The sequence below is a fragment of the Sphingomonas sp. IC4-52 genome (genome assembly GCF_020707225.1).
Classification (GTDB): domain Bacteria; phylum Pseudomonadota; class Alphaproteobacteria; order Sphingomonadales; family Sphingomonadaceae; genus Sphingomonas.
In genome coordinates, this window is record NZ_JAJFEU010000005.1 from 40,146 (window position 1) to 66,407 (window position 26,262).

A 26,262-nucleotide genomic window follows, 5' to 3' on the forward strand; every position below is an offset into this window, starting at 1 on the left:
CGGGTGGCAATGGCGGTGATACTGGCGATCGCGGCAGCCTTCGTCACGATCGATTACGCCACCTATCCGCCGCCGCTTCCGGACCATGCGGCGGCCCGCGGTGCGTACCATCCGTCGGAGGCATGGCTCTACGATCGCCATGGCGTGTTGATCGACAGTTCCCGCGTCGACTTCGAAAAGCGGCGCCTCGCCTGGACGCCGCTGGACGAGATCGCGCCTGCTGTTCGCGAAAACATCATCGCCGCCGAGGATCACCGTTTCGCCCAGCACGGCGGGGTCGATTGGCTTGCGCTCGCCGGCGCGCTCCGGGCCCGCCTTTCCGGCCAGCCCTCACGCGGCGCGAGCACGATCACCATGCAACTCGCCGGCTTCCTCGATCCCGAGCTGGCACCGCCGGGCGCGCGCAGCTGGCGCGACAAGCTCCGCCAGATGCGCGCCGCCCGCCGTCTGGAGAGCCGCTGGACCAAGCAGCAGATCCTGGAGGCCTATCTCAACCTCGCGCCGTTCCGCGGCGAGGCGCAGGGCGTCGGGGCCGCGGCGCTTGGCCTGTTCGGCAAGACCCCTGCCGCGCTTTCCCGCGAGGACGCGATCCTGCTCGCCGCGCTACTGCCCGATCCGCAAGCCTCCCCTGCCCGCGTCGCCGCTCGTGCGTGTCGGCGCAGTCACGCCAGCGATTGCAGACGCTTAGAAGCGGGGGCAGCATCGATGCTCGGCCCGGCGCGCAGCCTCGCGCTTGATCCGGGGCTTGCGCCGCATCTGTCCGAACGGTTGCTCCGCACCGCCGGCGCGCACGTCCGCACCACGCTGGACGCCAGGATCCAGCGGCTGGCGGTCGCTGCCCTCCGGCGCCAGCTTCAAGGGCTGGGCGGCACCCGCGCCCGCGATGGCGCCGTGTTGGTGGTCGACAACAGTAGCGGCGACGTGCTGGCCTATGTCGGCGGCGTAGGCGGGGCTTCCACTGCGCCTGCCGTCGATGGCGCGAACAGCTATCGCCAGGCTGGTTCGACATTGAAGCCATTCCTATACGCCCAGGCGATCGAGCGCGGCTATTTGACGCCTGCATCGATGCTCGACGATTCTCCCATTCAGCTCGACACCGCCTCCGGCCTTTACGTCCCGCAGAACTACAATCGCGGTTTCAACGGCCCGGTTTCCGCGCGAACCGCGCTTGCCGGGTCGCTCAACATACCTGCTATCCGCACGCTTCTGCTCGTCGGCACGGATCCCTTTCGCGATCGCCTGTGGGACACTGGCTATCGCGGTTTGACCGAGGACGGCCAGTATTACGGCTTTTCGCTCGCGCTGGGCTCTGCCGAGGTGACGCTGCTCGAACAGGCGGCCGCTTACCGGAGCCTGGCGCTGGGCGGCCGTTGGTCTCCGCTGCGGCTGCTCGCAACCGACGTTCGCCCGGCGTCGCGGCCAGTCACCAGCCCCGCCGCCGCCTGGCTGGTGGCTGACATGATGGCCGATCCGACCGCCCGCGCGGCCACGTTCGGGCTGGATTCGGCCTTGCGGCTACCATTTTGGGCCGCAGTGAAGACGGGTACGTCCAAGGCGATGCGCGACAACTGGTGCATCGGCTTCTCCGACCGCTTCACCGTTGCCGTCTGGGTCGGCAACCTGGAGGGTGATCCGATGCGTGCCGTGTCGGGGACCAGCGGGGCGGCGCCCGTGTGGCGGGATTTGATGCTTGCCCTCCACGCCGGCGCACCGGGCCGTGCGCCGCCGGTCCCTGCGGGCATCGAGGCGCGCCAGGTCGCCTTCGCCAATCACGTCGAACAGCCGCGCCGCGAATATTTCCTCGCCGGCACCGGGCAGCGGCTGATCGCCGCAGCGCCGGCCGTTGCGCGCCGTCCCCGTATCGTGAGCCCGGTGCCGGGCACGGTTTTCGCCATTGATCCTGACATCCCGCCCGCCCGCCAGCGCTTCGCCGTGGCAGTGGCCGGCGACCTGACGGCGACGCGCCTACGTCTTGATGAACGCGACCTCGGCCCTGCCGACGCTCGGCCGCTGATCGCGGCAGCGCCCGGTCTTCACCGCCTCCGGCTGGTGGATGCCGCAGGCACGATCCTGGACGACGTACGCTTCACCATCCGCTGAGCCCTGCAGAGCCGGGATCGGCCGCAAACGGCGCGGCGATCGTTCGCCGGGCGGCCCAAGCCGTTGCCTTTACCCGCGCCTTCCGCTGCGGCATGTCGGGGGAAAGCAATGGCGACAACAATGGGGAGGGCATGATGGGCGAACTCGTGGTGCGGGAGAACCGCGACGGTTGGGTGCTGCTGACGCTGAACCGGCCGGAGAAGCTGAACGCGCTGACCGTTGATGTCTTCCGCGAGCTGCGTGCGCATGTCGCCGACCTGAAGCGCGCTTCGGACGTGCGCTGCGTCGTGTTGCGCGGCGCGGGCAAATGCTTTTCCGCCGGGCACGATCTGGCGGACATCGCCTCCGGCGAGGAGGTGCCATCGCGCGGTTGGCACAGCGAAACTCTGCGGCTGATGGAAAAACTGCCGATGCCGGTCATCGCGGCGGTTCACGGCCATTGCTATACCGGGGCGCTTGAGGTCGCGCTGGCCTGTGACTTCATCATCGCGGCCGACAATGCACGCTTCGGCGACACCCATGCCAAATGGGCGCTGACGCCGATCTGGGGCATGAGCCAGCGGCTGCCGCGCCGGGTGGGCGTTGCCACGGCCAAGCGGCTGATGTTCACCGCCGACATGTTCGATGCAGCGGAAGCGCTGCGCATCGGCCTTGTCGAAACGGTCGTGCCGATTGATCAGTTCGACAGCGAGATCGCGGCGCTTGCGGGCCGCATCGCCGCCAATTCCGGGTTCAGCCATGCCGCCAACAAGCGCCTGCTGGACGCCACCGATGGTCAGGCGCTCGATGCCGGCTTGCAATGGGAAGTGATGGAGAACGAAGGTGTCGGCCCCGACATGCGGGAGCGGATTGCGACGTTCACCGGGAAGGGGCGCTGAGCGGGCGATCAGCTCGGGGTCGGGCGCGCAGGATACCGGCAGCTGAGGGCACCTCTCGTGGGAGCCCGATCACGCCGCCCTGTCACCGGCCCACGCCTGCCCAGCCGACAGCGCTAGGCGGCTGCTTGCGCCGGGTTGTGGGTCGCCATCCATTCATCAAAGGCGTCGGGCGAGAGAGGTCTTGCGAAATAGAAGCCCTGCGCCTCGTCGCAGCCCATTTGGCATAGCAAATCCGCGATTGCGGCGGTTTCCACGCCTTCCGCGACGACCCGATACCCCAGATCGTGGGACAGCGAGATCATGGATCGCACCAAAGTGCGCTCCCGCTCGCCATCATCCAGGCCACGAATGAAGGACTGGTCGATCTTCACGACATGGGCAGGAAGCCGCTGCAGATACGCCAGGCTGCTGTGCCCGGTCCCGAAATCGTCGATGGCGAGGCGGGCGCCGGTCGCGGCGATCTCGTCAAGCTGAGCGATTGCGGCGCCCGCTTCCCCCATGATGGCGCTTTCCGTCACTTCCAGTTCGAGATTGGCCGGGACAATCCGGTGTTTCAGCATCTGGAGCTGAACCCGGCCGGAGAAATCGTCCTCGTTCAAGTTGGTGGCGGAGACGTTCACGGATAATTGAATGTCGAGGTTTGCACGCTGCCACCGCCCGAGTTGCGACAATGCGGTGTCCAGCACCTTGGCAGTGGTGGCGCGCGCCAGCGAGGTTTGCTCCACCAGGGGCATGAACTCGGCCGGGGAAATCGCGCCGAGCACCGGATGGGCCCAGCGCAGCAATGCTTCCGCGCCGACGCACCGCCCGGAACGAAGATCGATGCGCGGCTGATAGACCAGGCTGAGCTGATCGTCGCAGTCGAGCGCGGCGCCAAAATCGCGAAGAAGGGCAAAGCGCCGGCGGTGCGCCGCGTCTGCCGAGGCGGAATAAAGGCTGACGCCGGTCCGCGACTCCCGCGCGTCCAGCGCGGCGCTGTGGGCATGGCGAAGGACGTCGCGGGGTGGCGTGCGCCCGGTAACGAATGGCGCGACACCGATGGTGGCGCTCATCAGGAACTGGGCCGTGGGGCCGGTTCGCGGCCGCTGCAGCCCGGCCGACAACTGCTGCAGATATGGCTCGCCGCTGTTTTCGGGCAGCGCGAGATACGCGAACTGGGTGGGTGCGATGTGATAGGCGCGGCGATGCGGCCCAAGGCCGGCGCGTAGCGACCGCGCGGCATCCTGCACCATGTCTTCGAAAAAGGCCGTGCCCAGCACGCGGACCCCGGCGCTGATCTGTTCCGTGCGGGCGAGTTCGATGAGTACCGCGAGCCGGTCGCGGCCGGGTTCGTCACGGCCAAGGTCGTCGAGATCGTCGAGGAACTGCGTGAGGTTCGGCAGCCCGCTGAGCGGGTCGACGCGGCCGAACGCATGTTGCAGTTCGATCTGCGACATCGCCATCTGCGCAAGATCGTGCAGCGCGGCCATTTCCACATCCGTGGCTTCACGCGGTTCGGTGCCCAGCACGCAGAGCGCCCCCAGGCCGAAGCCGTCACGGGTGGTCAGGGGCGCGCCGGCATAGAAGCGGATCCCCTGCCCCGCGAGGAGGCTGTCCGCATAGCATTCGTCGGCCAAAAGGTCAGGGATGAGAACTGGTTTCACGCTCTCGGCCACCTGAGCACATGGCGCTTTCTCTCGCGGGATGGAGCTATGCTCGACCCCCACGCGCGACTTGAACCACTGGCGATCACGATCGGTAAGCGACACCGCGGAAATGGGCAGGCCGAACAGCTGGCTGGCCATTCGCGTGATTCGATCGAAGCTCTCGCTCGGCGGCGTGTTGAGCAGGTTCAGCTGGTACAACGCGTCCAGCCGCGCTTCTTCATCGCAATGGGCCATGTCCATCCTTCATGGCTACCAAGCACCGCAACGACCTAACAAAGCTGTAACACTCACCATTTTCTCGAAGGAAAGACGGTAGACGCCACGGAGGGGAGCCGAAAACTTCGCTGTATTCTCAGCTTTATATCTCGTCCTTCACCTGCGCATGGGCGAGGACGGCGAACAGCCCTGTTCCGCCGACGATATTGCCCAGCAGCGCGGGAAGGACGAAGCCCGATAGCGCCCACGTCCAGCTTGCTTCGCCAAGCCAGGCCAGCAGGAACGCCTCGGATGCGCCCGCCACGACATGCGCGAAACCGGCGAGGGAGATGGTGTAGGTGATCGCGAACACCACCCAGAAACCGCTCCCGTCGATCGCGGATCGGATGAAGGCGATGGAGGCGATCAGGAACCCGGCGGGGATTGCCTGCATCATTGTTTCGACGGGGGTTCGCTCCAGCAATTTGGTAGAGACCGCGATCATTCCCCGCAGGGTCTCGCCGGATTGCACATGGCCATAAGCGACCAGCGCCGCAGCGGCGGCAGCCCCCAGCATGTTTGCCACGAACACGATCGCCCAAAGCCTCGCCAGGCGCCCCGCCGCGGCGACGCCGGGCTTGCGGATAACGGGGAGAACCGCGACGGCGGTGTGCTCGGTAAATAGTTGAAGACGGCCAAGAATAACGATCAGGAAACCGATGGGGTAGCCGAGATCGGCGACCGCCTCCGCCCAGGTCGCTTCGGGCAGGAAATGGTGCAAAGCGCCGCTCGCCCATAATGAGGCGGTGATGGCGATTCCGGCCGCGAAGGCCGACCAGAAGAGCGACGAGCTTGGCCGGGTCAGCTCGTCCTCGCCCTGTTCCAGGACCGCTGCATGCACCACCCTGGCGGATGGGGCACTGCGTTCTTCGGCCTCTTGTTGATCGCTGCTCGCTTCGCTGTTCCGGTCCGGCATGCACGGCTCCTGTGGCCGGATGGAACGCGTGGAATACGGGAACGGGCACGGCCGCCGCGCGAAAAACCGGCGTGACGGCCGGGGCACTGGCGGCCGTTACCTGGCATCCCCCGGCCGCCTGCCGGCGCATTTCGGCCGCCCTGCGGCCTCCATGCGTTACCGCCCGGCCACTATCGCCAGTCGTCGATCACCCGTGCGAGAACGTCGAGCGGAATCGAGCCGGCGAGCAGCCCGCGATTGTGGAATTCGCGAATGTCGAAGCGGTCGCCGAGCCGAGCCTGTGCCCGATCACGCGCGCTGGTCCAGACGCGCCAGCCGAGCATGTAGCTGGAAGCCTGCCCCGGCTGCACGCAATAGCGCTCGACCTCGCGGGTGACGGTGCTTTCGGCATCGCCGAGCGTGTCGACCATGTAGCGGATCGCCCGCTCACGGGTCCACCGCATGTGGTGCAGGCCGGAATCCACCACGAGCCTTGCCGCGCGGAACAGCATGGAGGCGAGATAGCCCACTTCGCCCAAGGGATCATCGGCATAGACCCCCATCTCCTGCGCCAGCTGCTCGGCATAAAGGCCCCAGCCTTCCGAATAGCCGGAGAACAAAGGCAATCGGCGAAGCGTCGGCACATCGGGTGCCTCGATCATCGAGGCGTTCTGGAGATGATGGCCGGGAATGGCCTCATGATAGACGAGGGTCGGCAAGTCGAACCGGGGCCATTCCGCGAGATCGCGCAGGTTGATCGAGAACAGCCCCGGCCGGCTGCCGTCGAGGCTGGGCGGTTGATAGGTGCCGCCCGGCGCGCCTGCCTCCACCGATGCCGGGGTGCGGCGGATCTCCACGCCGGCGCGCGGCAGGTGCCCGAAGTAATCGGGGAGCCTTGGCTTGATCTGGTCGATCCGCTTGTTGAGATCGGCGATCAGCGCAGTTCGGCCGGCATCGTCGTTGGGATAAAGATGACGCGGATCCCGGCGAAGCCGCGCCAGCCGGGCCGCCACCGTCCCGCCCGTGATCCCCTGCGCCTTTAGAATGGCATCGGCCCGCCCGGTCAGCTCGGCCACCCGCTCCAGCCCGAAACGGTGGATCTCCTCCGGCGCCATGTCGGTGGTGGTCGCAGCGCGGATTGCGTAGCGATAATATTCGCCGCCGCGCGGCAGCCTCCAGACGCCCGCATCATCGCCTGCGCGCGGCAGCGCGTCGGCAAGCAAGCCGCGCTGCCGCAACAAGGCCGGCTTCACCTCCCCTGTCATCACCGCCGCCGCGCGGACGCGCCAGTCACCCGCGATCTTCTCCGCCGCGGTGCGCTCCACCAGGCTCGTGACCAGCTCGGACGCCTCGGGCGCAGGCGCCAGCAGCGCGTCGAGCTGCGCAAGGGTGCGACGCAGGACAAAGGCCGGCGGAATGGCGCCGCGGGCATAATCGGCGCGCGAGCGCTCCGTCTCCTGATCCAGCACCACGGCGAAGGCGGAGAGGCGCGACAGATAGGCATCGGCATCGTCCGCCGACGCGATGCGGTGCTGCGTCGCCAGGAACGACGGAATACTCTGATACGATCCGGTCAGCTGGCTGACGGTATAGGGCACCGCGATGCCGACATTGGGATCGCCGAAGGGAAAGCCGAAGCTGTCGAGGTTCGTCGCGGCGAGATATTTCGCCGACTGATGATTGACCCAGTCGCTCGCCGACAGCTGTTTCGGATCATAAGCGTCCAGCGCCGTCGACAATTCGGACAGCAGCGTGCGCATCTGGTCGACGCCGGCCGGTGAGCGATCGTCAAGCTGGGTTCGTGCCTTGGCAAAGGGGCCGCTGTCGGCGCCCATCAGCGTCAGGAGCTGCGGCGAATTGCGCATCGCCTTTTGAATGAACTGCTCCAGCACCTCGGTGATTGGTGTGGGCGGGGCAGCCAACGCGCGTGATGCGGCGGCCAGTGCGGGTACGGCCCCCATGGCGGCGATGATCTGGCGACGGCTGAGCAAGTTCTGATCCCCCTGGCCGTTAGCAATGCCGGCGCGACCCCCCGCGCCAGCGGCTCCCTCCTGCCACAGGAATGTCAGTTTTGTCATTCCTGTCGAACGGCCCCGATGACCGTTACTAAGGGATGCGTTTCCCGATGCTCAATGTCGCGGTGCGCGGCCGTGCCGGATAGCCTTGCCGCAGGCCGAACATGCTGGAGCTGGTTCGCGAAGGGGCCAAGGCGTCGAACAGGTTTTCCACGCCGACGCGAAGGCTCCACTGACCGCTGCGGTAGAGCAGATAGGCATCGGCAAGCACGCGCCCGGGCGTTCGTTCGTAAAAGGCGCTCTGACGATTGAAGGTCGATCGCACCGGACCATTGCCGCTCACTGCGCCGCCGATCGTCCAGGCGGCAGGCTCGATACCGCTGCCCAGCCGCCAATCCCACAGCAGCGTATAGGAAACGCGCGGGACGTTGGGCAGCCGGTCCCCGCGACGGCCGACGCCCTCGCCCGTTCCGAGCAAGGTGTCGGCGGTCAATCGCGCATCGACCAGCGCCGCCGTCGCGGTTGCGCGCAGCCGAGGCCCGTTCCACAGCAGCCGGAACTCGCCCCCGTCGATCGCCACGCTGGACAGGTTGGTGTTGTAGATGAACGCACCATTGGCGCTGTTCGCGGCGAAGATCGTGTTCTGCCAGTCGATGTGATAGGCGGCCAGCTCGGCCGTGAGCGGGCCAGCCAAGGAGGGCGTCCGCACGCCGACCTCATAGCTCCAGAGATGATCGGCGCGATAACTGCGCCGGCGCTGATCCAGCTCGGGCGTGATGTTGACGCCGCCGGGCCGGAAGCCCTCGGCGGCCAGGGCATAGATCATCAGCCCGTTTGAATGGGTCCAGGCAAGTTCCGCCTTCGCATTGCCGCCCGTCTCGGTGGTGCGAAAGGCGCCGCTGGTGATCGCGCCCGTGCCGGTGATGATGTTGGGCACCGGCGTCGAGCCGCGCGCGGTGCGGTGGTAGCGATAGACGCGCCCACCCAGCGTGAGGGCGAGGCGCGAGGTGATGCTGCGGCGATATTCCGCGAACAGCGCCTGCTGGTCGAGCGAGGTGTCGATCAGGCGCAGGCCGGTGACGTCGAGCGGCTGGACGATCTTGCCGCTGTCGGGGTCGGCACGCACGGCATAGCTGGATACCGCATCGGTGCGATGTTCCAGAAACAGGCCAGCGGTCCACCCGCTCGGGCCGCCGCCGACGCTGCTGAGGCGAAGCTCCCCGCTGGTGCCCTTGACGATCATCGGCTGGTAGAGCGCGCCGGGCAGCCGGGTGTCGAGCCAGGATCGATAGGCGGCGAGCTGCGCCTCGCTGCACCCGGATGAGCCGGCGGCAACGCTGAAGCGAGTGCATGCCGCCGTGCTGTCGCGTTGCGCGGCGAGGACACGGGTATAATCGATCTGCTTGGCGATCCGCCAGACGTAGCGGGATGCCGTGGCGGTCAGCCGGATCGCGCCGGGCGCCCAGTTCAGGGTGGCCGTCAGCAGCGACAGCCGTTCACGATTGGGTGCCCGGACCGGCGCCAAGGTCGTCAGGCGCGGGGCCGCGCCATCCGTCACGCCGGCATCGTCGATCCTGTTGCGCTGGCTGAGCCAGGTTGCCTCCACCCGCACGCTATCGCCGGGGATCCAGGTGGCGAGGAGCCGCTCGCTTTCGCGAACGACCCGATCGGTGTCGTCGACGCCAAGGGTGACATTGTCGATCACGCCGCCCGTGCGCCGTCGCCCGACCACCCCGCGCACCGCCAGACGATCGCTGATCAGCGGCAGGTTGACGGTCGCCTCCGCCGCCATGCTGGGCGCGCCATGGGCGGTGATCCCCAGTTCCACATTGGTGTCGGCCGTCGCGCCACCGGGGTCGGCGGCGTTGAAGATCGTGCGCAACGTGCCGCCCATCGATCCTGCGCCATACAACGTGCCCTGTGGGCCGCGGAGCAGCTCGACCCGGTCGACATCGATGAGATCGACATGCGGCGTGATCGCGCCGGCATCGAAGCCGGTGCCGGACGGCGCGCTGACCGGTGCATCGCCGAAGTAGATCCCGACCGTGCTCTCCCCCGTGCCGACGACGCCGCGCACCGACAGGCGTTGTTGCAGCGGGCCGGTGTTGATCACGTTCAGCTCCGGCGCGAGACGGCTGAGGCCGCGCACGTCGCGGGTGCGCCGTTCGTTGATGGCGGTGCCGGACACCACCGTCAGGCTCATCCCGGTCTGGCGCAGCAGCGTCGGCCGGCGAAGCGCCGTGACGACGATGTCGCTGTCCGGAATGGCGGCCGCGCGTTCAAAGGTCGCCAGCCGCTCCACGACGATCACGCCGGGCCCGACGCTGCGGGCGCGCAGCCCGGTGCCGGTCAGCGCCGCATCGAGGGCGTCCAGGACCGGCGTTCCCCGCGCAATCGCCTCCGCACGGTGGCCGGCGACCATGGCGGGATCGAACAGCAGCTGGACACCGCCCTCGGCCCCGATGGCGTGAAGCACATGGTCAAGCGAGCCTGGCGCGACGGCATGCTGAAGGCCGGCGGTCTGAGCGGCGACCGGCTGGGCAAGCAACGTGCACGCCGCCGCCGCCCCCAGGATCATCGATCGATCGCCCGCGCCCTTGTTCGCCAATATTCGTCCCCGGCGCCAACATGCCGGTGATTGCCGGGCCGCACAACCGCCCAGGCCCAGCCATAATGATCCGCTTTCGGCCGGGTTGACGACGGGCCGCCAAACTGATCGATTGCGCTATTGCCCCGGAAACAGAAGGGCATGGGGGAGAGGACAGCGACCAAGCTGCGTGGGGGACGATCGTTGCTGCCCAAGGCCGACGTATGCGAAGCACCAGGCGTTGCGCCTGATATGGAGATCGCCCGGCTGCTGCCGACGGTGCGCCGTTACCTCGCCCGCCGTGTTGCCGCCGCCGACCTCGACGATCTGGTGCAGGATGTCGCCATGCGATTGCACAGCCGGGGCGCCGGCGGGAGCATCAACAATCCGGCCGCTTATGTGTTTCAGGTGGCGCACAGCGTGGTCACCGATCATGCCCGGCGCAACCAGGTGCGGCACCGCTCGGCGCACCTGACGCTGGAAGATAATCACCACCCCGTTGAGGTTTGCTCGCCCGAGCGCGTCCTGCAAGGCAAGGAGGATCTTGCAAGGCTTGTTGCCGCAATCGGTGCGCTGCCGGAACGTACTCGCCAGGCGTTCGTACTTCACCGGTTCGAGGAGATGAGCTACGCGGCGATCGCTCGGCATTTGGGTATATCGGTCAGCGCAGTCGAGAAGCACATCATGAAGGCCATCCGCATTCTGACGCCGGTCATCGACTGATGATCGAGCAACAGTTGAAGCCGTCCGCCCAGGATGCGGCGGCGACGTGGTACGCGCGCACCCAGGGCGCGCAGATGACGGCTGCGGAGCAGGCGGCGCTCGATGCGTGGATCCGGGCGGATGCGGAACATGCCACGGCCTGGGACCGGGTCGGGCGGCTGAACGCGCTGCTTGGCCAGGTGAGCGAGGATCCCGCCATCATGGCGCTGCGCCGCGAGGCGCGCGGGGCGGCGGTGGCAGCGGTGCCGGCGGCGGATGCGGGGCGTCGGCGCTGGCCGCTGGCGGTTGGGCTGGCCGCGGCGCTGGCGGCGGCGGTCGGGCTGCCGCTCGCCATTCGCGGTGTCGAGGCGCCGCCATCCGCGGTTGCGGTTGCGGCCGCGCGCCAGCAGTATAGCGCGGGCGCGTCGGCGCGGACGATTGCGCTCGCCGACGGATCGACCCTGTATCTCGACGCGCGTTCCGCCGCCACCGTGGCGCTTGGTCCGGTACGTGCCGTGACGCTGAACGAGGGGCGCGCGGTGTTCACGGTCGCCAAGGACAAGGCACGGCCGTTCGTGGTGAGTGCGCGGGGGAACAAGGTCACGGCGCTTGGCACCCAGTTCGGCGTGGAGCTGGGGCGACGCGATACGATGGTCGCGCTGATCGAGGGATCGGTGCGGGTCGAGACGCCGGCGGGCACGCGGACATTGCGCCCGGGCGAGACGCTGCGGGCCGGCAATGGCACCGTTGCGGTGAGAACAAGCGCCGAGGAGAGCGTCGCCTGGCGGACCGGGCGGCTGGACTTCACGGCCGTGCCGCTGGGCGAGGTGGCGGATGCGCTCAACCGTTATGCCACGCGCCGGATCGTCATCGCCGACGCGGCGCTGGCGCGGCAGCCGTATAGCGGCTCCTTCACCGCCCAGGGTGGCGCCGATGCGCTGGTCACGGGCCTGACCGCGACAGGCGTGGCACGCGTGGTCTCGCGCACCGACCAGAGCGTGACGCTCGCCCGCTAAAGCGAACGGGCGCCGCACGATCCGTGCAGCGCCCGCGCTTGTTCGTCGATCAGCCGCACCCCTGGTTCAAGGGCAATCCCCGGGCAGAACCGAGAGGAGCGGTTCTGCCCGGGTCGGCGGATGGTCAGTCGATCACTCGACCGCGCCGTCGCGATAATCGAGCGGCGGCTGCCGGTTGCCGAGCATCGCCTCATATTTGAAGTCCGCGCCGCGCCGCGCCACGAACTCCTTCTTTGCCGCGTCGATCGTCGCCGGATTGCGGAACAGATCCGCCGCCGCGAGGGCCAGCGTCTTGGTGGCGAGCACCGCGCCCTTGACGCCGATGCTGGAGCCTGCCGCGGCGACATTCTGCCAGCTGTGCCCGGCCGAGCCCGGCACGAACGTGGCCGTCGACAACCCAACCGTCGGCGTGGTCCAGCTGACGTCGGCGACGTCGGTGGAGCCGCCCATCGCATCCGGCAGGATCCGCGCCGGCTCGATCCGCCCAACCGTTTCCACCGAGGGCGGGTTGACCAGCGTTTCCTGGATCTTCTTGCCGAAGGCGACCTCTTCCGGGGTCCAGGTGATCGTGCCGGCGGTCTGGAGGCTGGCGTCCATCACCTTCATCAGCGCTTCGTTGGGCAGCAGCGAATAAACGCCGCCGGTCACTTCCCAATCGACCTTGGTCTGCGTGCCCATTGCCGCGCCCTGCGCCGCCTGAGTCACCCAGTCCCACGTCGCCTTGACGATCTTGGGATCGGTATGGCGGACGTAATAATAGACCTCCGCCTCGTCCGGCACGACGTTGGGCGCCTTGCCGCCCTTGGTGATCACGTAGTGGATGCGGGTGCGGTCAGGGATGTGCTCGCGCATCATGTTGACCATCGCGTCCATCGCCTCGACGCCGTCCAGCGCCGAGCGGCCCTTGTCCGGGCCGCCGGCGGCGTGCGCGGACTTGCCGTGGAAGCGGAACTTGCCGGAGATGTTCGCCATCGACGGCCCCTGCGCGGCCGAGTTCGAGTTGCCGGGATGCCAGTGCAGCACCGTGTCGACATCGTTGAACAGGCCATCGCGGACCATGTAGACCTTGCCCGAGCCGCCTTCCTCGGCCGGGGTGCCGTACAGGCGGATCTCGCCGCCGACCTTGTTCTTCACCATCCAGTCCTTCACGGCGATCGCGGCATAGGTGCTGGCAGCGCCGAACAGATTGTGGCCGCAGCCGTGGCCGGCCGCGCCGCCGGCGCTCGCCTTGGTCGGCTGGGCCAGCTGCGACAGGCCGGGCAGCGCGTCGAATTCCGCCAGCACCCCGATCACCGGGCCAGCGCCGTTCTTGAAGCTGGCGACAAAGGCGGTCGGCTCGCCAGCGACGCCGGCCTTCACCGTGAACCCGGCTGCCTTCAGCTTCGACTGGAGCAGCGCGGAGCTTTGCGTTTCCTTGTAACCGACCTCGGCATATTTCCAGATCGTGAGCGCGGTATCACCCACCGCCTTTTCGTTGGCGGTGACGTTGCTCAGGATCTGCTGGCTGTCAGCCGCTGGCAGGCTCTGCGCGAACGCAGGCGTCGCCGACGCCAGCGCTGCGGCAATGATCATGGTGCGTCGCTTCATTGTCATTCCCCCTCTTCGCTCAGAACTTCTTGGTGGCGCCGATAAAGAAATACCGGCCGATCACGTCATAGTTCTGCGCATCGTAATTGCCCTCTGTGTCGCCCACCTGCGGCGGCTTGCGGTTCAACAGATTGGTGGCACCCATACGGAATTGGGTGTTGTCGTCCACGTCGAACCGCGCATTGAGGTCAAACACGTTGTAGGATGTCACGCCGCGCGTGGTGCTGGCCGGCGACACGACCTTTGCCGAGTTGATCATGCTATCGATATAGCGCCAGCGCACCCCGATGCTCGCCTGCCCCAGCGTGTAGTTGAGCGAAGTGATCGCCTTCCACCGCGGGTGCGCCGTTCCCGCCGTGGTTTCGACGCCCACACCGATCGAGCCGGCATAATCATAGGTCGCGGCGCCCGGCAGTGCCTGAATCTCGAACTTGTCGAGATAGCTGACCGCCGTGTTGAGCGCGATCGTGCCGGAATCGCCGCCAAGGCCAAGAGAATCGAGGTCGAAGCGCCAGTCGAACTGAATGTCGATGCCCTGGACGTTGTAGGTGCCAAGGTTGAGCAGCGGCTGCGTGGGGTTGAGCGGCACGCCCGAGGCCCCGTTGCGCGTGATCAGCGAGCAATAATAATTGTTCGGATCATAAGCGGGATTGTTGCCGCCCGAGTTGAAGCAGAACTGGAATGCCTGTGCGATGGAGAGCGGGCCAACCGCATCGGTGATCTTGATCTTATAGAAGTCCACCGACAGCGACATGTTGCGGAACATGCCCGAGAACGGCGATTGCAGAACCGCGCCGGCCGAATAGGTGTCGGCGGTTTCCTCCTGAAGCTCCGGATTGCCGCCGGTCAGCGCGAACACCTGCGCGGTGCCGAGCTGATAGCTGTCGATGATCGAGGTCGGCACGCCTTGCGCCAGACACAGCGCGCGCACCTGCGTGCCGTTGGCGCCCTGGCGATAGGAGGAACGCACGTCGCACGGATCGCCGTTGGTGGTGGTCGGTGTCGCCGTGCCGATGCCCACCGAGCCGGTCGAAACCGGCGCGAACAACTCACCGACGCTTGGCGCGCGGATCGCGCGGTTATAGCCGCCGCGCAGACGCAGCGGCTCGAACACGCGCCAGTTGGCGTCGACCTTATAGGCGTGGACGCCGCCGACCGAATTATAGTCGGAGTAACGATAGCCGAGGTTGAACTCGAGCTCCTTGATCAGCGGCAGATCGCGCAGCACCGGCACCAGCAGCTCGCCGTAGATTTCCTTGGTGTTGACGGAGCCGGAGGCGGGCCGCAGCACACTGTAGCCAAGGATGTCGCTGGTCCCGCCCGCCTGGTTGAGCGCGCTGTCGGGATTGAAGCTATATTCGTTGTAGCGGTAATCCGCGCCAACCGCGAGCCGCACGTCGCCCGCCGGCAGCGCGAACAAGGCGCCCTGGAGATTGCCCTCGACGGTGCGCTGCTTCAGCTCGTTGGTGTTGAGCGTGCGGCGGGAGATATAATCGACGCAGTCCTGCGATGCCGAGACGTTGCCGAACGGGTTGAACCCGCCCGCGCAATATTCGGTGCCGCCGGTCGGCGAATAGAGCAGGTTGCGAAGCGCACTCGCGCTGGCGCCGCCGGTCTGCTCGTTCGAGAATTTGGCCTGGCTGGTCGAGCCATAAACGTCCCAGGTCCAGTCACCCAGGCCGAGCTTGCCCGACAGCCCCGCGGTGATCTGCCAGACTTCATAATCATATTGCTGATAGCGCGGCCCGAGGATGTTGAAGGCCTTGTAGAAAGTGAAGTCCGCGCCGGGGGTCGGGCGCGAGGCGAGGATGGTGCGGAATGCGGCCGGAATGTTCGGATTGGAGACCGGAACGCTCAGGCCATAGACGTTGGAGGCCAAGGTCGGGTTGGTGATGCCGAGCGAGGAATAGCTGGTATAGGTCGCCTGGACGAACGCCTTCACGTCATCGCTGACGTCATAATCGACCTTGCCGAACACCGACCAGCGATCGAGATCGGACTGAACGGTGCCGCCGTTGTAGCCGAAATTGACCTGCTGCGAGTTCGCCCCGGAATTGACGATATAGGCCTCGTCCGTCTGGGGATCGCGGAAGTTCAGGACCGGCACGCCCGACGTGGAGAACAAAGTCTGATCGGTGTTGAAGCCGATCTGGCCGGTATAGCGGCCGGCGGCGTTTCCAGTGAGCGGCCGGGTGGCATATTGGCCGACGAAGACATTGTTGACCGCTGCCAGCGTCGGCAGATTGGCACCGAACAGCACCGTGCCTTGCGGAATGGTCGACAGGCCGGGGGTCGAGGTGCGGAACGCATAATAATCACGTGCGCTTTGCAGCGCGGTTCCGCGATTGGTGTAGTCGACCGACAGGACGGCGCTGCCGCGGTCGTCAGCGAAGCTCGACCCCATGGTGGCGGTGATGCGATAGCTCTTGCCGTCACCGTAATCGCTGACGCCGGTCTGCCCGGCGAGCTCCAGCCCGGAGAAGCGGCGCTTCAGGCGGAAGTTGACGACGCCCGCGGTCGCATCCGAGCCGTAAGTGGTCGAAGCGCCGCCAGTGATGACTTCGATATTCTCGATCAACGCTTCGGGAATGATGTTGAGATCGACGGAGCCATCGGGGTTGGACGGCTGAATACGCCGCCCGTCGAGCAGCAGCAGCGTGCGCTTCGATCCAAGGCCGCGCAGCGAGGCATAGGCCTGACCGCCGTTAAGCCCGGTCGAGGTGCTGCCGGTGTTGCCCTGGCCGAACGACCCGGCGAACTGCGGCAATTGGGTCAGCGTGCTTTCCACGGTGACGCGGCCGGTATTCTCGATGGCGGCGGTGCCGACCGAGACGATCGGCGAATTGGCGACATAATCGGGCCGCGCGATGCGGCTGCCAGTGACGACGATGTCCTCGGACGCCGGTGGCGGACCGGCGGGATCCTGCGCTTCGGCGATCGCCTGGGCGGTGGCGGCGGGTGGGTTTTCCTCCGTCGGAACCGAAACCTGCGCCGCTGCCTGTGCGGCGATCAGCGCGGTGCCGGCGCTGCCGGCGAACAAAAGCGTGCGAAGCACGAAGCGCTTGTGCATGGCGTGTCTTTCCCTTGAAGCGCCGCCTCGTGTCGGGCGGCTCAAGGATCAAGACGCGGACGCAACAGCGCCCCTCACCAGCCCACGTGAAAAAAATGTTACAGGGTGCCGGAAAGATACGAGCCCGGCGCCGTCGCGCGACCGTCGCTGGCTCATCTTGCGAAGATGGCAACGCACGACATTGATATTGCGTGTGATTGGGCGCGCGCAAGAACAGCGGGCGACGGCGGGCGCGCGTCATCTTGTGGTCGCAACGACAGCAAAATGTTGCGACCGAGCGGAATAAGACTGGCCAGTGTCACCCCACCGCAAGGGAGGGGTGACACGGGTCGGACGATTACTTCACGCCAGTGCTTGCCGGGCCGTAGAGGATGCCGTTGAACAGCAACTTGAACGACGCATAGGGCTGCGCACGCTGGGTTACTTCAGGGCCCATCGCGAACAACTTGCCGCTGCCAAGATCGGTCTGCGCCACGGCGACGGTGCCCTTCAGTTTCTCCTGGCCGACCGCCCAGCCGCTGCGCAGCGGCGTCGCGCTGTTGTAGGTCACGATCGGGGTGAGGCCGGCGGCAGGCGTGAACGACTGGCTTTCGTCGAAGAAGAGGTCGACTTCCGGCGCCATGCCATAGGCCAGCGGCTTGGTGGGATCCACCGAGGCCCTCAGCACCGAGCCCGGAATGTAGAACTCCTTGTGATCCAGCGCGGCGAGCGTGCCGTCCGCCTTCTTCGTCACCAGCGCCGGCTGGATCGCGGGCGACAGCATGGAGGCGAGCGCATTGGCGCTGCCGACGGTGATGACGGTACCGCCAGCGCGGGCGAAAGCGTCAATCGCGGGCACCGACTTGTCCTTGCTCACCTCGCCCAGCCAGCCGCGATATTCCGCCGGGATCTCCGACGGCTTTGGCATGGTGAAGCGATAGCCGCCGGGATAAGCGCCGCCCCGCTCCACAGGGACCGTGCCATCGGCAAAGACGAGCACGTCGAACTTCGACTTCAGGTCACCCGCGTCCAGCGTTTGCGGATAAACGACCTCGAACGGGAATTCATATTGTTCGAGCAGCCAGCGCGTCCAGCCGGCCGGCATGACCCCGCCGTAGCGGTCGACCAGGCCGACCCGCACCGGCTTCAGCGCCGTTCTTGCGCCGGACGGGGCCTTTGGGACGCGATAGGCGTCGACGCCCAGCGGCGCCGCCGCCTGGATGATCTGGGTCGCCGCCGGCGTGGCTGGGATCCACAGCGCGCCGGGCGCGAAGCTCACGCCGCCCGCCTTGGTAGCGCTGTCCAGCCAGGACACCGGCACACCGGCCTTCAGCAAGCGGTTGGTCAGGATGAAGCTGTTGTTGGTTTCATGCCCGACGATGTAGCCGGCGGTGCCAGATCCCAGCACGCGGCCCGGCGGCGGGGCGATCTGTTCCGCGGTGACTCGGGTGAACGATCCGTCAAAGCCGTCGAGCACGCGATCGAACTGAACGCCCATCTGATAGGCGAGCGTATAGCCGGTGATGTCATAGGGCGCCTTGGGCGGGCCACCGGGATATTCGAGATCGTGCGGGTGATCCTGCGGCTCGAACATGTCGACGACATGCGGGCGGTAAGCCTGCGCCGTCTTCACCACATAGCTGCCGGCCGGATAGCGCTTGCCCCCCGCCGTGAAGGCGGTCGTCGCCTGTTCGATGTCGACGCCGGTCTTGAGCAAGGCGTTGAGGAAGGCGACGGTGGTCGGGGTGTCGCGCTGCGTCGGCGGCAGCACATAAGCGCGCGGATCACGCTTGGCGGGATCCTGAAGCACGGTCTTGTACAGGCCGGTTTCGACCGGGGGCGGGCCGCGGAAATAGGTTTCGCCGCCCTCTGCGACCTTGCCCTTGGCCGCTTCCTTGACCGCGTCGACGCTCTTCGGCGTGATCGTCCAGCTGTCACGCTTCCCGCGCGCGATCGACTGGTCGCCCATGCGCCAGATGTTCATCAACAGCCGTTCGCGATTGCGGGCGGCATAATCCAGCACCGCGCGGTTCAGCGAGTTCTGATATTCCAGGCTGTCCTTGAGGTGCCATTCACGCGGGCCGATCGGCAATGGCTCGTCATTGCGGGCGAGTTGCAGTTCGGGGATCAGCGGGATCTTCTCGGGTGTCGGGCCGCCGATGATCTCCGTCAGCAGGCCGATCGAATTATGGAAATAGGCGACCGAACGCACCATGCCGTTGTGCCAGGTGGAATAAGGCGCGGCGGAGCGCATGCCGGAGCCGCCCTTCTGCTCGGACACCAGCCGGCTGTGCATCGCCGCGCCGACTTCCTGCAGCTGGGTCATCACAATCGGGCTGTAGTTATAGTTGAACGGATCGCGGAACGGGGGAACGAACACGACCATCCCCGCCGGGCCGGTCTGATGCTGGTTGAAGATGATCTGCGGAAACCATTCGCGAAACAGCACGCGATTGATCGCGGTGGTTTCGGGCATTTGCGACATGAAGCTGTCGCGATTGTTATCGTGCCCGACATATTTCTGGTACAGGCGCGGAATGGTGCGGAACTCGCGGTCCTTGGGATTGGGATTGCGCATGTACCAATCGGCGACGAGCTGAAGCCCGTCGGGATTGTCATGGCCGAACAGCACGATCGTCTCGTCCAGGATGCGCTTGGTTTCAGCGTCCTGCGCCGTCAGCATGCGATACAGAACGTGGATCTGGCTTTGCGTCGTCACCGTCTCGGTCGCGTGTAGGCCAGCGTCGATCCACACGATCGCCCGGCCCTCCGCCGCCAGCGCCTTTGCCTCCGTCTCGTTCACCCCCTCGGCCTTGGCGAGCCGGCGGGCGACCTCACGATAACGGTCGAGCTTGGCGAGGTTCGCCGGGGAGGAGACGATCGCCACCCACATGGTGCGGCCCTCGGCGCTCTTGCCGATATCGACCAGCTTCATGCGGTCGGACTGGGCGGCCAGCGTCTTCAGGTATTTTTCATAGGCGTCGTAATTGGCGAGATAATAATCGCTGCCCGGTTCGGTCGGAAACGCTTCCGCTGGCGAGGGCAAGGCGCCGACCTTGGGGGTGATTGGTTCGGCCAGGGCCGGGATCGCCAGTGCCAGCGCCGCGGCACCGCAGAAAAGTCCCAACTTCATCATAACACCCCCCGTTTTGTCGTTGCTCATCCGCATGACGCATGCGGAGACACAAACCACATCTGAAATTTCAAATTATTGTCATGTTGGCACGATATCGAAGGCGACGGTCAGCCGCGGCGCATCGCCAGTGAATGGCTCCGTGCCATGCCAAAGGTAGGATGGGAAAAGCGCCAGCATGCCGGGCTGCGGCTGCACACGGCGGAATGGCTGAAGCGCCGGGCGCGTCTTGATCCCGGGCCGGCCGAACGCCAGCCACCCTTCGGGCTCGCGCGCCACCACCGCGGGCAGAGCGACATAGAAGGCGGACGAGAGCCAGCCTTGCGGATGGACATGATCGGTATGAAAGCCGCCCGCGCTGAGCCGGATCGACCAGGCGCCGGCAAAGCGCCACCCTGCCGCCATGCGCCGCCGCACCGGATCGGTGCCGTGGCCGAGCCGTGCGATATGGGCGTCGATCAGCGTCGGCAGCGTCGCGAACAGCGCGCGGATCACCGGCGTTTGCACGGTGGCGAGGTCGATCGGCGTCTGGCTGCCATGCTGCACCGACTGGCCAAGCGGATGCGAGCGCCAGCCATGCAGATCGTGGAGCGCGCCGGCGAGGTCGGACAGGAAGCTGGCGCGATCCCTCCAGCCCTCGGGCGTGTCCAGCATGGCCGTGGAGATCAGCGCGGGATCTTCGGCAAGGGCGGCATGCCGCGGATCCCCGGTCAGCCGCCATGCCGTTTCCAGCAAGGCCAGCGCCGCCTGGTCATCCGGCGCCGCGCCGACGATCCGCTCGGCAAGCTGCGCGGCCTCACCGACCTGACCGGTGTGCAGCAGCGCTTCAACCGCGACGCGCGCCGCCTCGATGGAAGCGGGAGCGGCCCTGAGCGCAGCCGTGGCGTGCGCAAGCTGCGCCTCGGCATCGCCCGCGCGCCCCGCCTGTGCCGCAGCGGCGAGCCGAAGCGGCACCATCGTGGGTGCCTGTTCGAGCGCAGTCTCGATCACGGCGCGCGCTTTCGCGTCCTGCCCGATGCTGCCGAGCACGGTGCCGCGAACCAGCGCCAGCTCGAGCGTGTTCGGCGCGGCATCGAGCGCGCGCATCGCCGCGGCGGCATCGGCGGTGCGCATCCAGCGCAACTGGGCAAGGTCGCGATGGGCGACGGCGAAGTCGGGGCGGCGCGCGATCGCCACCTCATAAGCGGCCTCCGCGCCATCGACATCGCCGAGTGCCTGCAACGATCGCGCGCGTACCAGCCAGGTTTCGGGGGCGGAGCCCCCCTTCTGAAAGGCCCGCGTCGTCGCCTCGACCGCACCCGCGTGATCCCCGGCGTCGCCCAGCGCAGCCGCGAGATTATGCTCCGCAACCGCGCTTTGCGGGTTGCCGCGGACGATCGCCTGGTGGACCCGCGCGGCGCCAGCGAGGTCGCCAGCCGCCTTCAGCGCGGCGGCGTCCTGTTTCAGGCGTTCAATCACCCGGCATGTCTAACAGCCCGGCGAAACGGCGCGCAATCGCCGCATCACCGATGCAACCTCCACGGGGCCGCCCACCGGCTATTTGTCGACCGTGACCTTCAGATAGGTTGCGGGGATCACGGTGCTGGAGGCGGTACCCTGGTTTTCCCGCTCGAACAGTTCGGTGAGCTGTTGTTGCAGCTCCGCCTTTCGTCCGCTGCGCTCGGCCGCTTCGAAGGCGTTCATGGTCGGGCCGTAATAATCGCGGAACAGCGCCAGGAACTCGGACGGCGGGCCATCATGGCGGAAGGTATAGCTTGCCCGCTCGCACCGGATGTGATCGTCGGGCACGCCCGCCGCGCAGAAGCGTTCGCGAACATTTTCTTCCACGCCCCAGCTTACCGGGCTGACAAACCCTTCCGGCGGCGGGGGCGAGAAGGCGGCGCAGATCTGAAGGATCCGGGCGACGAGCGTTGGATCGCCGGGAATCCAATTGCCCATGACGATGCGACCGCCCGGACGCGTGACCCGGGCCATTTCGCGAGCGACATCGAACGGCCGGGGCGCGAACATTGCGCCGAAGATGCTGACGACCAGGTCGAACTGGTCGCTCGCCACATTGTCCAGCGAACAGGCGTCGCCTTCCTCGAAACGGATGTTGGTCAGGCCCTCCCGCTGCGCCCGCCCCGCGCCGGCGGCGACGAGATTGGACGCGATGTCGACGCCAAGCACCGTTGCGCCTCGCCGCGCCGAGGGCAGTGCCGTCGTTCCGTCGCCGCAGCCAAGGTCGAGGACGCGCATCCCGCGATGCACATCGATGCTGTCGACCAGCGCCTCGCCGCTGTCACGCATCGTTGCGGCGAGCCGGGTGAAGTCGCCCTTTTCCCACAGGGCCTTGTTCGGGTTCATGCTGGATCCTTTCGCCAGAGGCGCACGCCAGCGCGGGCGCCGACCGCATGAACAATCCCTCATGTCACGCCGCGCCTGCACCTGCGGCGCGACGAGCATGTCATCCCGCGCGTCGGATGCGACGATCGCGGCACGGGCCGACCTGCGGCAATCCCGGCCGCGCCGACCCTATTTCTTGCTCGCCAGGGTGGAGAGGCTTTCGGCCAGTTCGATGCTTCGGAACGGCTTGGTCAGGCGAGTTATGTCGGGGTCGATCCCGTCCGCCTCGGCATAGCCCGACACGATCAACGCCCGGAGCGAGGGGCGAAGCGCCTTCATCTTGCGGACCAGGCGTGCCCCGGTCATCCCCGGCATCAGATGATCGGTGACCAGCAGGTCGGGGGTGAGGCCGCCCTGCACCATCTGCAAGGCGCTTTCGCCGGAATTCGTTTCCACCACGTCATAGCCAAGGTCCATCAGCATATGGGCCGTGCTCATCCGCACCAGATCCTCGTCATCGACCAGCAGCGCGACGCCCAGCGGGTTCTCCGGCCGCTCCAGCTGCTCGGGCACGCGCCCCTGATCGGGAAGATCGGTGCTGATCGGCAGCCACAAGGCGACGTTGGTTCCCTGCCCCGGCGCGCTGTCAATCGTCAGCGCACCGCCCAGCTGCGCGGCCAGGCCATGCACCATGGACAGGCCAAGGCCAGTGCCCTTGCCGATCCCCTTGGTGGAGAAAAACGGCTCCACGGCGCGCTGGCGGGTTTCTTCGTCCATGCCGCTGCCGGTGTCGGACACGCTGAGCCGGACATAATGGCCGCGCGGCAGCCCCGGCCGCCTGTCGCGCACGTTTTCGCAAGCGGCGCCGATGGTCAGCTCGCCGCCGTCCGGCATGGCGTCCCGCGCGTTCACCGCCAAGTTGAGAAGCGCCATTTCCAGCTGGTTGGGATCCGCCTGCGCCGGCCGCAGATCCGCGGCGAGATCGACCTTCAGGTCGATGGTCGGCCCCAGCGTGGAGCCGATCAGGTCCAGCATCCCGCCCACTAATTGCTTCACGTCCACGGCCGTCGCCTGAAGCGGTTGGCGGCGCGCAAAGGCGAGCAGGCGCTGGACCAATGTCTTGGCGCGCTCCGCCGATTGCAGGGCGCCGTCGATCAGCCGCTTTTCGCGCTCGGTGCCGACGCCCTTGCGGTGAAGCATGTCGAGCGAGCCGATGATCGGGGTGAGCAGATTGTTGAAATCATGCGCTACGCCGCCGGTCAGGCTGCCCATCGCCTCCATCTTCTGGCTTTGCCGCAGCGCTTCCTGCGCGGCTTCAAGCTCCGCCTCGCGCGCTTTCGCGTGGCTGAGATCGCGGCCGACGGCGATGAAATTCACGCCGTCAGGCTCGGGCGCGACGGTCCATTCGATCGCTTTCCAGCCGCCGTTGCTGGTGGAAATACGGTTCTCGAACCGGGCGGGCTCGCCGCTTTCGGCCATGGCCGCGATCGCCGCCAGGGTGGGCGGCGCGTCGTCGGGGTGCATGAAGGTGGCATAGCCGCGCGACAGCAGCTCTTCCGTGCTCCAGCCCAGCACCCAGCCCCAGGCGGGGCTGACCGCCGACATCATGCCGCTATAATCGGCCCGCGCCAGCATGTCCTGCGACAGGTTCCAGAGCCGGTCGCGCTCGGCGGATCGCGCGGCAACCTGCGCTTCCAGCGTGCCGTTCATTTCCTGCAGGCGAAGCTCGGCATTGCGGCGCAGCGTGATGTCGTTGAACAGCACTGCGACGCGGCGTTTGGCCACCTCGCCGACACGAAAGGCGTGAACGTCCCACCAGCGCCCAAGCGTCGCCGAGCCCTGCTCGACCCGGCCGGGCACGCCGGTCATGGCGACCTTGCCATAGAAATCGAACCAATGCTGTTCGTGGCCCGGCAGAATGTCGCGCATCAGCCGCCCGCCGGGGTGAAAGCCGGCCTGCTGATCGAACGCGGGGTTCGCCTCGATGAAGCGATAGTCGACCGGCCGGCCATCGTCGTCGAACACCATCTCGATGATGCAGAAGCCGACCTCGATATTCTCGAACAGCGTTCGGTAGCGCGCCTCGCTGTCCTGCAGCGCCAGCAACCGGGCGCGGGCCTCATATTGCCGGCGCCGGGCGCGAATGGCGGATCGCACGATGCTGATCAGCGTCGTCGGATGAAACGGCCGTTCCAGGAACGTGACGTTGCCGAGCACTTCGAGATAGCGCGCGGCGGCCGGATTGCGCTCCAGCCCGCCGCCCCGGCTGGTGAGCAGGACGAACGGCATGTCCGACCATTCCTCCTGGTCCGCGATCCACGCGGAGAGGGGGGAAAGATCAGCGGTCGCAATCGCCTCTTCGGTAAGGACGACGAGCCCGGCGCCGCGATCAAGCTGCGCGATCAGCGACGCCAGTGTCTGGCAGGGGTCGGCCGCCAGCTTCGCTTCGGTGAGCATCGCAGTGGCGACGGCCGCGTCGCGCCCGCGGGGCGCGAGCACCAGTGCACGTTCCGAGGCCGTCGTACGCTTCAAGCGTCATCCTCGTTCAACAGGTCGTTCGTGCCATGCAAGACCGGCACGCCCCGCAACACGCCGTGGAATTGCGTCAGCGGCTGACCCAGCGTGATGCCGCGTTCGCCGATCTGATATTCGCGGATCGTGTTTTCGTGCGGGCCGGTGCGCTTCTTCACGATCGAGATCGCCCGGCGAACGCGCCCCAGCGCCTCGAAATAGCGAAGCAGGATCACCGTGTCGGCGATATAGGTGACATCGACCGGGGTCTTCATGTCGCCGACCAGGCCATGCTGCGCCACCGTCAGAAACGTGGTCGCGCCCTGACGATTGAGATATTGCAGCATTTCGTGGAGGTGCAGCACCAGCGCTTGCTCACCCGGCATCGCGGCCTGATAGCCGTTGAGGCTGTCCACCACGACCGTTCGCGCGCCATTTTCCTCGACGCAGCAGCGCACCCGCTGCGAAAATTCGCCGGGCGACAGCTCGGCAGCATCGACTTGCTGCAGCACCAGCGCACCCCGGTCGACCATCGCCTGCAAGTCGATGCCCAGCCCCTTGGCGCGCTGGATGAGGAGGCCGACCTCCTCGTCGAACACGAACATGGCAGCGGTTTCTCCGCGCGCCACGGCGGTCTGGATGAAGGTAAGCGCGATCGAGCTCTTGCCGGTCCCCGCCGGGCCAAGCACCAGCACGCTGGATCCCCGCTCGATCCCGCCACCGAGCAGCTCGTTGAGCTCGGACGAGTCCGTCGTCATCAGATCGCGGGCGTAATGCGTCTTGTGCTCGGCCGAAACCAGCCGCGGATAGACGCACACGCCCCCGGTCTCGATCACCAAATCGTGAAATCCACCGCGAAAGCGGCGGCCACGATATTTGATCACCCGAAGCCGCCGCCGCTCGGCGCCATATTCCGGCGCCAGTTCCTCCAGCCGGACGACGCCATGCGCGACCGAGTGGACCGTCTTGTCGTTCACGTCGGTGGTCAGGTCGTCGAGCATCAGCACCGTCGTGCGGCTCTTCGCGAAATAATGCTTCAGCGCCAGGATCTGCCGGCGGTAACGCAGCGAGCTTTGCGCCAGCAGCCGGATCTCGGACAGGCTGTCCAGCACCACCCGATCCGGCTTCACGCGTTCAAATGCCTCGAAGATGCGCTTGGTCGTCTCGCCGAGTTCGAGGTCGGAGGAATAAAGCAGGCTCTGCTGCTGGTCCTCGTCCAGCAGGTTTTCCGGCGGGATCAGTTCGTACAGCTGAATGCCCGACAAGTCCCAGCCATGCGCGCCGGCGGTGGCACGCAATTCGTCCTCGGTTTCCGATAGCGAGATGTAGAGACAGCGCTCGCCGGCGGCAGCGCCGGTCATCAGAAACTGCAGCGCCACCGTCGTCTTGCCGGTGCCGGGGCTTCCTTCGAGCAGGAAGGTACGCGCCCGTTCCAAGCCGCCGCCGAGCACATCATCGAGACCGGCGATGCCGGTCTTCGCGTCACCTGTCGTTGTCGTCGCCAATCTGTATCTCCCAGGCGCGCCCAACCGGTCCGCGTCGATTTCGTCAGTCTATCACAGC

Annotated in this window: 15 protein-coding genes; 4 read left to right on the top strand and 11 right to left on the bottom strand. The window is 66.8% G+C overall.

The genetic code is table 11. The features are described from left to right. The first annotated feature begins 9 nt into the window (after positions 1-9). A complete protein-coding gene (pbpC, locus tag LK535_RS12825) occupies positions 10-2,100 on the top strand; it encodes a penicillin-binding protein 1C (RefSeq protein WP_227772523.1) in 2,091 nt (696 codons plus the stop codon). A 131-nt stretch (positions 2,101-2,231) separates the two neighbouring features. Beyond that, complete coding sequence (locus tag LK535_RS12830; protein ID WP_227772318.1) at positions 2,232-2,978, top strand: enoyl-CoA hydratase/isomerase family protein; 747 nt, start codon at positions 2,232-2,234, stop codon at positions 2,976-2,978. Between the two features lie 113 nt (positions 2,979-3,091). On the opposite strand, the gene LK535_RS12835 is transcribed toward LK535_RS12830, so the two are convergent. The 4 genes from LK535_RS12835 to LK535_RS12850 form a co-directional block, all read right to left on the bottom strand. After that, the gene (locus LK535_RS12835; protein ID WP_227772319.1) at positions 3,092-4,858 is read right to left on the bottom strand and encodes a GGDEF and EAL domain-containing protein; all 1,767 of its coding nucleotides are present in this window, start codon (positions 4,856-4,858) and stop codon (positions 3,092-3,094) included. A 124-nt stretch (positions 4,859-4,982) separates the two neighbouring features. Further along, a complete protein-coding gene (locus LK535_RS12840) occupies positions 4,983-5,795 on the bottom strand; it encodes a formate/nitrite transporter family protein (protein ID WP_227772320.1) in 813 nt (270 codons plus the stop codon). 170 nt (positions 5,796-5,965) lie between these two features. Further along, positions 5,966-7,852 (bottom strand): DUF885 domain-containing protein, encoded by a 1,887-nt coding sequence (locus tag LK535_RS12845; protein WP_227772321.1) that lies wholly within the window; start codon positions 7,850-7,852, stop codon positions 5,966-5,968. Between the two features lie 28 nt (positions 7,853-7,880). Continuing rightward, entirely contained in the window at positions 7,881-10,397 is a 2,517-nt protein-coding gene (locus LK535_RS12850) for a TonB-dependent receptor domain-containing protein (RefSeq protein WP_227772322.1), read from the bottom strand. Between the two features lie 141 nt (positions 10,398-10,538). On the opposite strand from LK535_RS12850, the gene LK535_RS12855 reads away from it, so the two are divergent. Then, a complete protein-coding gene (locus tag LK535_RS12855; protein ID WP_227772323.1) occupies positions 10,539-11,099 on the top strand; it encodes an RNA polymerase sigma factor in 561 nt (186 codons plus the stop codon). A 14-nt stretch (positions 11,100-11,113) separates the two neighbouring features. Continuing rightward, complete coding sequence (locus tag LK535_RS12860) at positions 11,114-12,094, top strand: FecR family protein (RefSeq protein WP_227772324.1); 981 nt, start codon at positions 11,114-11,116, stop codon at positions 12,092-12,094. Between the two features lie 132 nt (positions 12,095-12,226). Here LK535_RS12860 and LK535_RS12865 read toward each other — a convergent pair whose 3' ends face one another. From LK535_RS12865 to LK535_RS12895, 7 genes are all read right to left on the bottom strand, one after another. Continuing rightward, positions 12,227-13,687 (bottom strand): amidohydrolase, encoded by a 1,461-nt coding sequence (locus tag LK535_RS12865; protein WP_415837136.1) that lies wholly within the window; start codon positions 13,685-13,687, stop codon positions 12,227-12,229. A gap of 13 nt (positions 13,688-13,700) precedes the next feature. Next, on the bottom strand, positions 13,701-16,751 hold the full coding sequence (locus LK535_RS12870; protein WP_227772326.1) for a TonB-dependent receptor domain-containing protein: 3,051 nt from the start codon (positions 16,749-16,751) through the stop codon (positions 13,701-13,703). Between the two features lie 337 nt (positions 16,752-17,088). Then, positions 17,089-19,863, bottom strand: a complete 2,775-nt coding sequence (locus LK535_RS12875) for a M14 metallopeptidase family protein (RefSeq protein ID WP_227772327.1) — start codon at positions 19,861-19,863, stop codon at positions 17,089-17,091. Between the two features lie 81 nt (positions 19,864-19,944). Next, complete coding sequence (locus LK535_RS12880; RefSeq protein WP_227772328.1) at positions 19,945-21,321, bottom strand: putative 2OG-Fe(II) oxygenase; 1,377 nt, start codon at positions 21,319-21,321, stop codon at positions 19,945-19,947. Positions 21,322-21,399: 78 nt separating this feature from the next. Beyond that, complete coding sequence (locus LK535_RS12885; RefSeq protein WP_227772329.1) at positions 21,400-22,209, bottom strand: class I SAM-dependent methyltransferase; 810 nt, start codon at positions 22,207-22,209, stop codon at positions 21,400-21,402. A gap of 168 nt (positions 22,210-22,377) precedes the next feature. Next, on the bottom strand, positions 22,378-24,645 hold the full coding sequence (locus tag LK535_RS12890; RefSeq protein ID WP_415837140.1) for an ATP-binding protein: 2,268 nt from the start codon (positions 24,643-24,645) through the stop codon (positions 22,378-22,380). A 71-nt stretch (positions 24,646-24,716) separates the two neighbouring features. Then, a complete protein-coding gene (locus LK535_RS12895) occupies positions 24,717-26,204 on the bottom strand; it encodes an ATPase domain-containing protein (protein WP_227772331.1) in 1,488 nt (495 codons plus the stop codon). Between the last annotated feature and the right edge of the window lie 58 nt (positions 26,205-26,262).

Excerpts from the sequence above, each read along its gene's own strand:
- LK535_RS12865 (WP_415837136.1), bottom strand. The coding sequence starts at position 13,687 with ATGACAATGAAGCGACGCACCATGATCATTGCCGCAGCGCTGGCGTCG.
- LK535_RS12870 (WP_227772326.1), bottom strand. The coding sequence starts at position 16,751 with ATGCACAAGCGCTTCGTGCTTCGCACGCTTTTGTTCGCCGGCAGCGCC.
- LK535_RS12840 (WP_227772320.1), bottom strand. The coding sequence starts at position 5,795 with ATGCCGGACCGGAACAGCGAAGCGAGCAGCGATCAACAAGAGGCCGAA.
- LK535_RS12855 (WP_227772323.1), top strand. The coding sequence starts at position 10,539 with ATGGGGGAGAGGACAGCGACCAAGCTGCGTGGGGGACGATCGTTGCTG.
- LK535_RS12830 (WP_227772318.1), top strand. The coding sequence starts at position 2,232 with ATGATGGGCGAACTCGTGGTGCGGGAGAACCGCGACGGTTGGGTGCTG.
- LK535_RS12890 (WP_415837140.1), bottom strand. The coding sequence starts at position 24,645 with ATGCTCACCGAAGCGAAGCTGGCGGCCGACCCCTGCCAGACACTGGCG.
- LK535_RS12885 (WP_227772329.1), bottom strand. The coding sequence starts at position 22,209 with ATGAACCCGAACAAGGCCCTGTGGGAAAAGGGCGACTTCACCCGGCTC.
- pbpC (WP_227772523.1), top strand. The coding sequence starts at position 10 with ATGGCGGTGATACTGGCGATCGCGGCAGCCTTCGTCACGATCGATTAC.
- LK535_RS12875 (WP_227772327.1), bottom strand. The coding sequence starts at position 19,863 with ATGAAGTTGGGACTTTTCTGCGGTGCCGCGGCGCTGGCACTGGCGATC.
- LK535_RS12835 (WP_227772319.1), bottom strand. The coding sequence starts at position 4,858 with ATGGCCCATTGCGATGAAGAAGCGCGGCTGGACGCGTTGTACCAGCTG.
- LK535_RS12845 (WP_227772321.1), bottom strand. The coding sequence starts at position 7,852 with ATGACAAAACTGACATTCCTGTGGCAGGAGGGAGCCGCTGGCGCGGGG.